We start from the raw sequence: 13,854 nt of genomic DNA, 5'->3' as shown, positions 1-13,854 counted from the left end.
TATGGACGTTGTCAGAGACCGCAGATAGGACAGCGTTTCCGCTTTCAGGCTGGATTGCCCGTGACGCATCTTTGGAGTGCGGCAGCCACGCTTCCGCATCTACCGCACGTATGGCAGGTGCGAGTCCCAACACGTACCTGAGCCGGTACGTGACCCTGGTGGGGCAGGCTGTCAGCCTACCCCACTATCGAGCACGCTATGACCTTATATGACGGCAGATTTGAAATGATACCACGCGAAGTACAGGCGAAATATGCCCACACACGGCGACAATCCGTCACCTACTCAGCACCCTGCGCATCTTCGCTCCGCACCACAAACCGCTTGATCCGACGTTCGACCTCTGAGCGTGGCAACAACACGCGCCGACCACACGTTTCACAGCGCAGACCGATGTCGGCACCCAGCCGCACGATCCGCCAGGTATCACCACCACAGGCGTGTGGCTTCCGTAACTGCACGACATCGTTAAGCGCAAGCGGCATGGGTTTCATCTCACCATCCGTTGCCCAGGGTTTTGGCTTCTGCCCACCAGGCCATCATTTCAGCCAGTGAACAATCCTGCAATGCACGCCCGCTTTGCGCAGCCATCTGCTCAACGAACTGAAAGCGTTGTTTGTAGCGCATAGCTGCATCGCGCAAAGCTATCTCGGCATCCAGCTTTAACCAGTGCGCCAGCGTTGCCAGCGCAAAGAGCAGATCGCCTAATTCGGCCTGTTGCGCCGCCGGATCAGCGGCAGTGCGCAATTCATGCAACTCTTCGGTGACTTTGGCCCACACCTGATCGAGATCGTGCCACGTGAACCCTACACGGATGGCTTTGCGGGAAAATTCCTGCGCCATCATCAGCGCCGGCAGCGCCGCCGGCACACCATCAAGCGCACTGTTGCGCACCTTGCCCTTCGCCGCCTGCTCTTGCGCTTTGAGCTGATACCAGTTGCGCAATACCTGTTCAGGACCATCAACCTCAGTTGTAGCAAAGACGTGCGGATGACGGAATACCAGCTTATCGGCCACCGTCTGAATGACATCTTCAATGGTGAACGTGCCCACCTGCCGTGCCATCTCGCTATGCACAAAGACCTGCAAGAGCACATCCCCCAACTCTTCACAGAGTTCCGTCATATTACCGGTATCCAGCGCCTCAACCGCTTCGTAGACCTCGGCGATGAGGTGTTGCCGCAGGCTTTGATGGGTCTGACGCACATCCCACGGACAGCCATCAGGGCCGAGCAAACGACTGACGACCCATTGCAGACGCTCAAAACCACGTCGATCATCGGCCAGCGGTAGAGCCGGAACCACGAGTGCAACCATTTGCGCATCGGACAGGCTCACCGTTGGCAGATCACGCAACTGGCAGGAATGCACAGTATCACCCGGTAAGGTAATGATCGTCAACGGATGGTGATCGGGATAACGCTCACCAAGCACTGCTGCTAACAGACCAACGTTAAAGGACGCAGCCGATCCCCAGATCAATGCCGGGGTATGGCGCGCCAGCGGATAGGGCAGGCGCGGCGGTTGATACCTGCCCAATTTCTGTTCTTCTACCCAGGGCAATACCTTCTGCGCAGCAGGCAACGGTGGCGATTGTAACACCGAATCGATAGCGAAAACCTGCATTGATACCGGATCGATCAACCCACGTGCTATCGCCACGTCCAGTAGGGTAGAGAAGGCATTATTCATGGTGTTTCCGGGAAGGGTATCGGCAACGTATTGGGATCAAAACCGGCAGCAATCTGCAACTCACCACTCAGTTCGGCTTGCCGGCGTAGCTCCTCGTACCAGGGCACAAATGTCTCTTGATAAAACTGGCTGGCGTTGCGCCGTGTGCGCAGATCGTCGAAAGATGAAAATGGACGCTGACTCTCACGCTCCAACACCTCAACAATATGAAAACCAAAATCGGTTTGCACAATTTGCGGTGTATTGAGCGGTAGTGAGAAGATCGCCTCTTCAAACTGGGGCACAAACTCACCACGTGGCGTCCATCCCAGATCACCGCCATTGGCCGCCGACCCGGTATCCTGCGAACGTTGGGCAGCCAGCGTTGCAAAATCGGCACCGGCCTGCAATTCGGCCAGCGTTGCCTGCGCTGTAGCCTCATCGGCAACCAGAATATGGCGTGCCCGCGCCATATCGGCGCGTGTGTTGCGGGCAATCACTGCAAAGACGATCTGCTCACGCGCCAGCACGTTGCGCAAATCCTGCACCTCCGCCGGGTCGGCGTCAGCCGGCAGGCGGGCGGCAATTTCAGCATCGAGTGCTGCCGGATCAATCCCGATCCCATGCTGGCGTGCATATTGCAACAGCAGCTCATTCTGGATCATCTGCTCGAAAATCTGGCGACGCAGATCATTCTCGACCACAATCTGTTCGACCTGCTCACGTGTCTGACCACTGGCCAGTGCATTCGCTACCCCATCACCAATCGCCCGCTTGATCTCAGCATTGACATCGGCAACGGTGAAGACTTGTGTACCCAGCCGGAATGCGACCGGTGAATCGACCGTTTCCCACTGCTGACCCTGAACGGCACTCTGACACCCGGCCAGCACCAGAAGCGCAAACAACCATAGCAGACGACGCATCGACGGCTTCTCCCCTTACACAGCACACATGCTTACCAGCTAGAGAACCGCTCAGGCAGCTTCCTTCGCAAAAATACGAGGCGAATAGACATTCGCCTCGTTCATCCTCACAACCCTACCGCTCACGCTCGCTACCCGTTTCATTGAGTGACAGGATCGCCATGAAGGCTTCCTGGGGAATCTCCACACTCCCCACCATCTTCATGCGCTTCTTGCCCTCTTTCTGCTTTTCGAGCAGCTTCCGTTTGCGCGTGACGTCACCACCGTAACACTTCGCCAGCACATCCTTGCGCAAGGCGCGGATCGTCTCGCGGGCAATCACCTTCGAGCCAATCGCGGCCTGGATCGGCACCTCGAACATCTGGCGCGGGATCAACTGCCGTAGCCGTTCCACCAGATCACGACCACGCTGGTAGGCAAAATCGCGATGCACAATCAGCGAGAGGGCATCAACCGGTTGCCCGTTGACCAGAATATCCAGCTTCACCAGGTCAGCTTCCTGATAGCCGGCCAGATGATAATCGAGTGAGGCGTAACCTTGCGTGCGGCTCTTCAGTTGATCGTAGAAATCGATCACGATCTCGGCCAGAGGCATCCGATATTTCAAGAGCACCCGTGTCGGGTCAAGATAATCCATACTGATGAACGTCCCGCGTCGGGTCGTCACCAGCTCCATAATCGTCCCGATATAGCGCACCGGTGCGATCACACTAATCTCGACCACCGGCTCCTCAATCGCTTCAACCCGCGACTGATCGGGCATCTCCGATGGATTGGCGACGGTCACAATCTCGCCATCAGAGAGCAAAACCTGGTATTCGACCGAGGGTGCGGTGATCAGCAGATCGAGCTTATACTCGCGTTCAAGCCGTTCACGCACAATCTCCATGTGCAAAAGGCCGAGAAATCCGCAGCGGAACCCAAATCCCAGCGCCGCCGAGCTTTCCGGCTGAAACGAGAGCGCCGCATCGTTCAGTTTCAGACGTTCGAGCGCTTCACGCAACTCAGGATAGGCATTCGAGTCGATGGGATAGAGACCGGCGAAGACCATCGGTTTGGCCGGGCGATAACCGGGTAGCGGCTCGGCAGCCGGGGCGTCGGCCAGAGTGATCGTATCACCCACCTGACAGTCGGCCACGCTCTTCAAGCCGGTGGCAATATAGCCCACTTCACCGGCAACCAGTTCATTCAGCGGAGTCATGGCCGGGCGGAAGATGCCGAGTTCGAGGGTTTCGGCCTGGGCACCGGTGCCCATAAAGCGCACCCGATCACGACTGGTGAAGGCACCATCAACAACCCGAACATAGGCAATGACACCTTTGTACGGATCGTAGTGCGAGTCAAAGATGAGCGCCCGTGCCGGCTGCTGGCGTTGACCACGTGGCGGTGGAATACGGCGGACAATCGCCTCCAGAATCTCGGCAATCCCGATTCCTTCCTTCGCCGAAGCCATGATCGCATCCTCGGCGGGAATACCAATCACCGTCTCAATCTCCTGCGCCACCTCTTCGGGATGCGCACCGGGCAGGTCGATCTTGTTGACGACCGGAATAATCACCAGATCATTTTCCAGCGCCAGATAGGTATTGGCGAGGGTCTGCGCCTCAATCCCCTGCGAGGCATCAACAACCAGCAACGCCCCTTCGCACGCTGCCAGCGAGCGGTTGACTTCGTAGCTAAAATCCACGTGACCGGGCGTATCGATCAGGTTAAGCTGGTAAAGCTGACCATCGGCTGCGCGATACTCCATGCGCACCGGCTTTAACTTGATCGTGATCCCTTTTTCGCGTTCCAGATCGAGCGAGTCGAGCAGTTGCTCGCGCTGTTCACGCTCGCTGATCGTGCGCGTTGCTTCAAGTAAGCGATCACTCAGCGTTGTTTTGCCGTGATCGACGTGAGCGATGATGCTGAAATTACGGATGTGCAGTTGATCTGACATGTGTACTTCAATCGGCGGCAATACCGCAAATATCCCTTCGTTTCTGCTATGCAGTATACCATAGACACGGCCTCGCTGTTGGGTATGGCGACACACCTAACTTTCTCAAGGTGAGCGACAAGGATTGAGCCGACAATCTTGATCCTCTCTAGCCCGGCATAGCGACGCCGTCCTGCCGATCAATGCAACCTCATACCACCCGCCGTCTCACCAGCCTCGTCCAAAGCCAGGCTCCAACCGTAACATCACGCTGCTCAAAGCTCACGATTGCCAGCAAATAGAACACCAGCGCTGCACCACTCAATACCAGCAGATCACTCGCTGCCGGCCCACCGTCTAGGGCGTCAGGCGTTGAAGGGCGATAGTGAAATGGCGACAATGGCTGCAACCACTCCAGATCAGGCGACATACCGACCAGGTTGTAGCCAAGAAAACTCACCACCAGCACAACCGCTGCCAGCGCCAGCGCCACCCGTCGCGAGGGGGTCACCGTGCCCAACCACAAACTAATCATTTGGAAGAGAAAAACCAATGGCCAGTGCGCGATGACCGCACGAAAGAGGTCGCCGGCATCGAGATTAGTGGTGAGCTGAGAGCGAATCGCCAGAAAGACCAGCGCGGCAGCGATGCCAGCCATCGTCAACACAACCAGCGCAATGGCTGCCAGTTCCAACACCTTCGCCGTCACCAGTTGCCAGCGTGTCAGCGGCAGCGCCATTTGCAATTCGAGCGTACCGGCATCTTCTTCACCTGCCAGCACACCGGTGCCGGTGACAATGGCTAACACTCCGATCAGGACACTAAAAAAGTGGAAGATGGTCGAGCCAATATACCCCTCAAAGGTAGCCATGCTGAGATTACCAAATGCCCGGTACAGTTCAATCGCCTGCAAATCGAGGTTACGCATTTCAGCGGGCAAAGCTGGATAAAACGCCAGGTAGACACTGAAAAAGACCAGCAGGCCACTGCCCCAGCCGATCAACAGCATACGCCGCATACGCAATTCATGCCAAAACAGGCTGAGCATGGTTTTCTCCTTGTCCACCGTAGTAGGCCAGAAAGACCTCTTCCAGCGTAAGCGGGATCGTCTCCAGTTCGATCACTGCTTGCTCGGCGGCGATCCGTAGCACATCCGCCAACCCTGATCGTACTTCAAGCATGATGTCGTTGCCGCTGTGCGCCAGTATCGTGACACCGGGCAAGGAAAACACGGTAGGTGGCAATTGATGGGCAAAGCGCAGCCGCATGCGATGCACCTGTTGCCGTTGCAGCAGCGTGTCGATGCGCTCTACCGTCACCAGTCGACCCTCACGAATAATCCCTACCCGGTCACACACTGCCTGGACTTCAGGTAACACATGCGAAGAAAAGAAGACGGTGCGTCCCTCACTCCGTGCGGCCCGTACCAGCTCGATCACTGCCTGCTGCGCCAGCGGATCAAGCCCACCAGTTGGTTCATCGAGGATCAGCAAGCGTGGACGGAACATAAAAGCGGCAATCAGGCCCACTTTCTGTTTATTTCCACGCGAATAGGTACGCAGCGGACGATCCAGATCTAATTCGAGTTGATCACACAGTTGTTTCAGATAGGCCGGCTCAACGACCCGGCCACGCACTGCATCGAGCATTGCCAGATACTGACGAGCAGTCTGCTGGGGTGGCAGATTCAGCTCGCCAGGGAGATACCCCACCTGCCGGCGAATGGCCGGCCCGTGCCGCCGGCAATCCTGACCAAAGATAAGCGCCCGACCGCGTACCGGCCTGATCAGATCGAGGAGCACCCGCAGGGTGGTCGTCTTGCCGGCCCCATTCGGGCCAAGAAAGCCGAACACCTCACCCGCCTCAACTGCCAGATCAAGCCCTTCAATACCACGCCGCCGCCCATAGTAGACCGTAAGGTCGTGGAGTTCAATGACCGGCATTGTCATGCGCGTTCTCCTTGTTTTCAGCACCTCGGTGAGGAAGGATAAGAGGAGTGGGAGCAGACTCTTACACCCCGACCACACAGTTACGCCCTTGCCGTTTCGCAGCGTACAATGCCCGATCGGCGCGATCAATTAAACGCTCAATCGTGGTATCAGTTGACTGGCGTTCAGCCACGCCGACACTGATCGTTGCTGTGACAATGCCCCTATCGGTGTGAACCTGTAAATCGGCAATCGTTACCCGCAAGCGTTCGGCCAGCGTAAGTGCAGAAGGGAGATTCGTGTTCGGCAACAACAGAATGAATTCCTCTCCCCCAAAACGACCGATGCTATCGGCAGTGCGTATCTGGTGCGCGACAGTTTGAGCAACCGCCCGTAAGACCTGATCACCAACCAGATGACCATAGCGATCATTAATCTGCTTAAAGTGATCAACATCGAGCATACACATCGTCAGTGGTCGTTCATAACGGGTAGCAATCGCAAACTCGTGGCGGGCCAGCTCGTAGAAATGGCTCCGATTATACACGCCGGTCAGCCAATCCATCCGGGCCAGCTCAGCTTCACGGGCCAATGCTCGTTGGAGTTCGCGATTGGCAGCTTCGAGAGCTTTGCGCGCCTGGGCCAGCGCCAGGTGGGTGCGCACCCGTGCCAGTACTTCGAGAGGTTGAAACGGCTTTGCAATATAATCCACCCCGCCACACTCAAATGCCCGTACTTTATCTTCAACGTCATCCAGTGCGCTAATGAAGATCACCGGTATCTGCGCTGTTTCCTCATCCGCTTTCAGTTGCTGGCAAACCTCGTAACCATCCATATCCGGCATCCGAATATCAAGCAAGACGAGATCGGGGCGAATGGTGCGGATTGCCGTTAAGGCCGCTGTCCCCTGAGTGACCGGGCGCACATCGTAAGACTGCGCACTCAGAAGCTGGGTGAGCAACAGCAGATTCGCCGGAGTGTCATCAACGACGAGAATGACAGGTGAACGATTTGTGGTCATGGATAAAAAAATAGTATATGCATTTTTAACCTGCATATACTATACAACACGATCCACCGTTTGAGAAGAAACCAACCGGTCAAGCCACTGTCGCACTGCCTCGTAATCGAACGTCTCGATCCAGTTGCGGAGCTGCCGCGCATCATCAGGACGTTGATCCTCAATCATTCCCACTAATTCCTGCAACCGCTGAAAATGCGCAACCTGGACAGCCTGACGCAACGCCTGACACCACGCCGGGTGATACCCCTGATCGTGAATTGCTGTTTCCGGCACCTCACGTATCACTACACTGGCATACTCAAATTGCACATTCAGATGTTGTTCGATCAGTCGAACCACCTCGTGCTCAGGAAACGGTTTCGCCAGAAATTCATCGCAACCGGCAGCCAGTACACTCGCTGCCGTGTCACCCAGCACATGGGCTGACAGCGCAATAATCACCGGCTGCAATAATCCTGGTTCAGTCGCACAGATTGCGCGAATCTGCCGCGCCACCGTCAATCCATCCATCTGCGGCATCCGCAGGTCAAGCCAGATCATATGTGGTTGCCACTCACGCCAGACGGCCAGCGCCTGCTCACCATCAGTGACCGATTGAACCGCAAAGCCCAATCGTCGCAACAACGAAATCAGCAGTAAGGCATGGGTTGGTTGATCATCGGCCACCAGCATGCGGTAGACCGGCTGATCGGCACGTACCTGAATAGCGCGCTTGACCGGCTCTGCCGGCAATACAAATGATGAGGTGACGGGGGTACGCAATGGCAATGTGAGCGTAAATCGAGCACCCTGCCCCTCGCCCGCACTGTACACCGAGAGATCACCGCCGATCAAACGGGCAAACTCATAACTGATACTCAACCCCAAACCAACCCCAGTATCTGAAGACGCATTGGCAGTCTGTTTTCCTTGAAAGAATGGCCGAAAGAGGTACGGTTGCTCAAGGGGCGAAATGCCAACACCGGTATCTTCTACAATAAAGTACATCTGTTGTTTATCGGTATCAGCTCGCAGACGAACACTGCCACCATGAGTAAACTTGATCGCATTTCCCAGTAAATTGATCAAAATATGGCGAATCTTGGCTTCGTCGCTCACAATCATCGGCGGAACTTGTTCTTCACAGGTGACGATAAGTTGTAATTGTTTCGCTTCTGCTTGTGGCCCAAACAACGCTTGCAGATCGGCCAGTAATCGTCGAACGTCGAGCGGATTTGGTGTGTAGGTGTAGCGCCCGGATTCAATCTTCGCCAGATCAAGCACTTCATTGATCAGATGTAAGAGGTGCTCGCTGTTCCGATTGATAATTGCCAGATACTCATGCTGAGTCGCCGTTAAATTATCATCACGGCTCATCAACTGGGCAAAACCAAGCACGGCGTGGAGCGGAGTCCGTAACTCATGACTGACATTCGCCAGAAACGCACTCTTAGCTCGATTGGCCGCCTCGGCCTGCTGGCGAGCCAGGCGCAACTCTATCTCGGTCTGCTTGCGTGCAGTAATATCGCGCGCTACACCCAGTACCATCAATTGACCTTCTTCATCGCGCACAAACGAGGTGACGATTTCGGCCTGTACGATCTGTCCATCACGATGAATTAGATCGATCTCGGCTGTCCATGGTGGCGCGTTCGTTAGTTCTCCTTCCCACTCGTGAAGCATGTAATCGAGCGCTGTCTTGACATGCTGTATCGAATCTGGCTTCAGAAAAGCTGACAATGGCAGATCAAGCGCTTCGGCTGCCGAATAGCCGATCAGTTTTTCTATCGATGGGCTGAAAAAGGTGAACTGCGATTTGAATGGATCGTACAGCCAGATCACATCGGTTGTGTTCTCGGCAATCAGACGGTACCGGGCATCACTACGCCGCAATGCCTCTTCCATCCGCTTTCGTTCGCTGATGTCATGGACAATGCTAATCGCGTGTGGTACACCTCTGATCATTACCACTTGCGATGAAAGGATGCAGGTGCGAAAGGTACCGTCACGACGACGAAAATCAAATTCCATGCCGCTACAGGCACCCTCACGACGCATGATCTCAGCCCATCGCCGACGATCCTCTGGTGAACGCCAGAGGTTGAGCGTGAGCGCATCTTTGCCGATTGCCTCGTCCGCGCTGTAGCCACTAATCGTCGTGAAGCCGTGATTGACCTTCACGAACACACCATCTGTCAACCGCGACAAGAGCACGGCATCGGGTTGCGCGGCAAAAATCTGCTCAAGTTGCTGGACAGCTTCATGCTGCCTGTTGACCAGTTCCTGATTGACCAGCAAAATCAGACCGAATGTCCATAATGTGGTCGTTGCTATCGCAACCAGATAGGTGGCAGTTTGCCATGGCGGTGAAACTGTTAACCAGTCTGATTCTGCTACCGAGGCAACTGCACGCAATGCGAAAAAGGTGCTGTTAACGAGAAAGACTATCGCCAGAAACAGCACGACCGGCCTTGTATCAGTTCGTAACTCGCGTAGTAAACGCTGGGCAATCAGCATGGAGACCAGAGCAACCACAACTGAAAACAGGATGCGACGGAGCGGTGGTGCATCACCGGTGAACACCAGCATCAGATTGGCGGCAACGATCAGGCCACCGGCCAGCCAGAACCATCGCCGACCGCCACTATCACCGAAGAAGCGGCACACGCCGTAGTGAAGCAAGAGCATGCCGATCCCCACCAACGCATTGCTGATCGCGTGTAGTTCCAGCGCTAGTAGGGCTACATCACGTAACGTGGTCAGGATCAGACCTGCTGCCAGCACTCCCATACCGGCAGCCCACCAGACTGGCCCAACCCTGTCTCGGTTTGCCAGCGCCAGCCCGGTAAGCGCGGCACTTTGCAGAAGGTTAGCAAGATTAAGCGCAATGGATAAGGTAAGGAGGTCAACGGACATGCGCCACTCCACCCGATTGGCTAAGAGTTATTATTGCATTATGTCATTGTATGACAGAATCCAATCGGCTGCATGCCCTTTCCGCTCTTATCCACGTCCACCCGCCAGCCGTGCCGCTGCCGGCGAACGCCGCAGCGTCGCCATCGCCCAAATCCCGATTGCCGGGCCAACTGCCAGCCCGGCAAAGGCCCACCGCCAGCCAACCAGATTGACCAGTGGTGGGATGAGCCAGATGGTGATCAGGGTGAGCAGAAACCCCAGACTGGTCTGCAACGTCAGCGCCGTACCGGTACGGCCCGGCGGTGAGAGTTCGCTTACCGCTGCCGAGAATTGGGCCGAGTCGGCAACAATCGTTAATCCCCATACCATCGCCAGTACAGCAACCACCCATGGTTCTCCGCCAAAGGTAAAGCCTATCGCGAGTGCGCAACTGCCACTCACCGCCATTGCTGCTATCGTGATGGTCGTTCGCCCGATCCGGTCGGCAAGCAGCCCGGCCAGCACACTCCCCAGCCCACCCATTGCAATCGCGGCAAAAGCCACCAGGCCCGCCCACGACGCCGCGATACCGCGCTCCTCGAAGCTGGCCAGCAGGAAAAGCGGCAACCATGCCCACGCCGCGTACAGCTCCCACATATGGCCCAGATACCCCAGATTCGCCAGCAACACCGGTCGTTCACGTGCCACGTCCACCACCTGCGACCAACTGAAACGCGGTGCCGCTGTGCGTAGTGGCCCTTCGCGTACCATAAGCGCAACGATCAGCCCACCCACAACTGCCAGACCGGCAGCCATCAACAACGTCCGCCGCCAGTCATCAATCCCACCCATAACATTCAGCAGATGCGGCGAGGCCGAACCGACAGTCAGTGCTCCGACCAACACCCCGATTGCCAGCCCACGCCCCCGTTGCGTCCATGTCGCCATGATTTTCATCCCAACCGGATACACTCCAGCCAGTGCCATGCCCGTCAAAAAACGCAGTGGTAACGCCAGTAGAGGGCCATTGGCCCACCACGCAATCAACGCCGTACACAACGCCGCCAGCAAGGCTGAACCGGCAAAAAACCAGTGGGTCGGCCAGCGATCCGCCAATCCCAGCACTGCCGAGATAAACGCGCCACAGGCAAAACCCAACTGCACCGACATCGTGAGCCATGCCCGAACTGTGTCGTTCAAGGCCCATTCGGCAGTCAATGCCGGAATGACGGCTGAAGCGGAAAACCACGTCCCTTTCGCCAGCAGCACTGACACTGCCAGCACCGTTACCACAAACCCTGCTTGACGAAATGGAATGGTTGTCATCTGTTCACTCCGTGAATACAACGACAATGCACAGTTAGCAAAGAATGACCCGATCTTACCGCTCGCAACAATTGCGAGTGCTATACTGACTTCTGTACATCCCCCACAGCGCTCAACCCTGACACCGATGTTCACTCCCTGCATAGACAGCGCCAGGCGAGTGAAGCAATGAATCCAAGGGAGGGTTGCGATGACTCAACAAGAGCTGGCCCGACAAGCACCGCCAACGATGCGTGCTCGCATTGAATCCCTGCGCCAGTACCGGCAGCGCCTGGAACAGGGCGGTGGCCCAGACCGTATCGCACGCCAGCATCAAGCCGGTAAACTGACTGCCCGCGAACGTATTCACCTGCTGATTGAACCGGAAACGTTTCAGGAACTCTTCCTCTTTGCCCGTCACCGCTGTACCGCCTTTGGCATGGCCGACAAGGAGATACCGGCTGAAGGCGTCATCACCGGTTGTGGCAGTGTTGATGGCCGCCAGGTCTTTGTTGCCGCTCAGGACTTTACCGTTGCCGGCGGCTCGGTCGGCGAGATGCACGCCGATAAGATCTGTCAGACGATGGATCTCGCGTTCAAATGCGGTTCGCCGTTTATCACCATCAACGATAGCGGCGGTGCTCGCATCCAGGAGGGCATTGATGCCCTCAGTGGCTATGGTCGCATCTTCTACCGCAACGTCCTGCTCTCCGGAGTAGTACCCCAAATCGCCATTATCGCCGGGCCATGCGCGGGCGGTGCCGCCTATTCGCCGGCTTTGATGGACTTCATCATCATGGTGCGGGGCAGCGAGATGTTCATCACCGGCCCGGAAGTACTCAAACAAGTGACCGGCGAACACGTCACCGGTGACGAACTCGGCGGCCCTGAAGCTCAAGTACGTAGCGGCGTTGCCCATTTCATTGCTGAGAACGATGTGGAAGCAATTGCAATCTGCAAGCGACTGCTGAGTTTCCTACCGGCGAACAACCTCGAAGACCCACCTGATCGCGGTGACGGCGAACTGCGCCTGTTCAACGATCCGGTGCTCGACACCATCATCCCCGCTGATCCACGTGAACCATACGATGTCATACCCATCATCAAGCGGATCGTTGATGATGGGGACTTTCTCGAAGTCCAGCGTGGCTTCGCCGACAACGCCGTAATCGGGTTTGCCCGCATCGACGGCAGTACCGTTGGAATTGTTGCCAATCAGCCGATGGTGATGGCAGGAGTACTCGATATTGACGCTTCGGATAAGATAGCGCGTTTTGTCCGTTTTTGCAACGCCTTCAACATTCCACTCATCACATTTATTGACGTCCCAGGCTTCCTGCCCGGCGTTGCCCAGGAACGCGGCGGCATCATTCGGCACGGCGCGAAGATGCTCTTCGCCTACTCCGCCGCAACCACACCGAAAATATCAATCATCCTGCGCAAAGCCTACGGCGGCGCCTACCTGGCCATGTGCGGCAAAGACCTGGGGGCGGATCGGGTAGCCGCCTGGCCAGGCGCCGAAATCGCGGTCATGGGGCCAGAGGGCGCGGTTAACATCATCTACCGCGACCAGATCAAGCAGGCGGACGACCCGGCTGCGGCGCGTGCCGAATTTGTACGCCAGTACCGGGCTGAGTTTGCCTCACCCTACGTCGGTGCCGGTCGCAACCTTATCGATAGCATCATTGCCCCCAGCGAAACCCGCCGCTACCTCAGCCTGGCCCTGGCCTCGCTGCGCACCAAACGTGAGTTCCGTCCGCAAAAGAAGCACGGCCTGGTTCCGCTCTAAATCTCAAAGGAGAGTCTATGGTCGATCCTGGCGCTAATCCGCTCCTGACCGGCTTGCAGATCGCGATTACCGGTATAAGCATCGTCTTCATCGTGTTAATAATTGTGGCTCTGGTCTTAGGCGCACTCAATGCCACGCAACGACTCTTCCGCTCAACCACGCCAGATACTATCACACCGCCATCCAAACCAGAGAGGAATCCTGTCGCTGCCGATCAACTCGATCCCCAACTCATTGCCATCCTGACCGCAGCGGCAGTGACGGCACTCGACCAGCCGGTACGTATCTTGCGTGTGCGCTACTACCGACAACTATCGGTGAACTGGGCACGACTGGGCCGCATCAGCGTAATGGCTAATCGCCAGTTACGCCGATAAGATTGCATCAGTCGTTGCAGGATATTCGCTAAACGGGCGTGT

The 13,854-nt window shown here is 56.5% G+C and carries 11 protein-coding genes; 2 read left to right on the top strand and 9 right to left on the bottom strand.

Translation table 11 applies throughout. The features are described 5' to 3' along the window. Positions 1-281: 281 nt before the first annotated feature. The 9 genes from CAUR_RS16120 to CAUR_RS16080 form a co-directional block, all read right to left on the bottom strand. A complete protein-coding gene (locus CAUR_RS16120; protein ID WP_015909342.1) occupies positions 282-494 on the bottom strand; it encodes a DUF951 domain-containing protein in 213 nt (70 codons plus the stop codon). Position 495: 1 nt separating this feature from the next. Then, a complete protein-coding gene (gene mazG, locus CAUR_RS16115; protein ID WP_012258915.1) occupies positions 496-1,692 on the bottom strand; it encodes a nucleoside triphosphate pyrophosphohydrolase in 1,197 nt (398 codons plus the stop codon). Continuing rightward, on the bottom strand, positions 1,689-2,597 hold the full coding sequence (locus CAUR_RS16110; protein WP_012258914.1) for a peptidylprolyl isomerase: 909 nt from the start codon (positions 2,595-2,597) through the stop codon (positions 1,689-1,691). Before CAUR_RS16110 ends, mazG begins: the two co-directional genes overlap by 4 nt. A gap of 115 nt (positions 2,598-2,712) precedes the next feature. Beyond that, complete coding sequence (lepA, locus tag CAUR_RS16105) at positions 2,713-4,536, bottom strand: translation elongation factor 4 (protein WP_012258913.1); 1,824 nt, start codon at positions 4,534-4,536, stop codon at positions 2,713-2,715. A 190-nt stretch (positions 4,537-4,726) separates the two neighbouring features. Then, entirely contained in the window at positions 4,727-5,563 is an 837-nt protein-coding gene (locus tag CAUR_RS16100) for an ABC transporter permease (RefSeq protein WP_012258912.1), read from the bottom strand. After that, entirely contained in the window at positions 5,541-6,464 is a 924-nt protein-coding gene (locus tag CAUR_RS16095; protein WP_012258911.1) for an ABC transporter ATP-binding protein, read from the bottom strand. The genes CAUR_RS16100 and CAUR_RS16095 overlap by 23 nt, the downstream gene beginning before the upstream one ends. Before the next feature lie 61 nt (positions 6,465-6,525). Continuing rightward, entirely contained in the window at positions 6,526-7,464 is a 939-nt protein-coding gene (locus tag CAUR_RS16090) for a diguanylate cyclase (RefSeq protein WP_242604945.1), read from the bottom strand. A gap of 39 nt (positions 7,465-7,503) precedes the next feature. Beyond that, positions 7,504-10,362, bottom strand: a complete 2,859-nt coding sequence (locus CAUR_RS16085) for a PAS domain-containing hybrid sensor histidine kinase/response regulator (protein WP_012258909.1) — start codon at positions 10,360-10,362, stop codon at positions 7,504-7,506. Between the two features lie 87 nt (positions 10,363-10,449). After that, complete coding sequence (locus CAUR_RS16080; protein ID WP_012258908.1) at positions 10,450-11,667, bottom strand: MFS transporter; 1,218 nt, start codon at positions 11,665-11,667, stop codon at positions 10,450-10,452. A 190-nt stretch (positions 11,668-11,857) separates the two neighbouring features. Here CAUR_RS16080 and CAUR_RS16075 point away from each other — a divergent pair, with 190 nt between their 5' ends. Then, positions 11,858-13,435: an acyl-CoA carboxylase subunit beta gene (locus CAUR_RS16075; protein WP_012258907.1), complete on the top strand. Its 1,578-nt coding sequence runs from the start codon at positions 11,858-11,860 to the stop codon at positions 13,433-13,435. A 17-nt stretch (positions 13,436-13,452) separates the two neighbouring features. After that, positions 13,453-13,812, top strand: coding sequence for an OadG family protein (locus CAUR_RS16070; protein WP_012258906.1), 360 nt, complete (start codon positions 13,453-13,455; stop codon positions 13,810-13,812). The last annotated feature ends 42 nt before the right edge of the window (positions 13,813-13,854 follow it).

This window comes from Chloroflexus aurantiacus J-10-fl, assembly GCF_000018865.1.
Taxonomy (GTDB): domain Bacteria; phylum Chloroflexota; class Chloroflexia; order Chloroflexales; family Chloroflexaceae; genus Chloroflexus; species Chloroflexus aurantiacus.
Note: the sequence above shows the minus strand (reverse complement) of the source record. Positions and strands in the feature narration are given on the sequence as shown.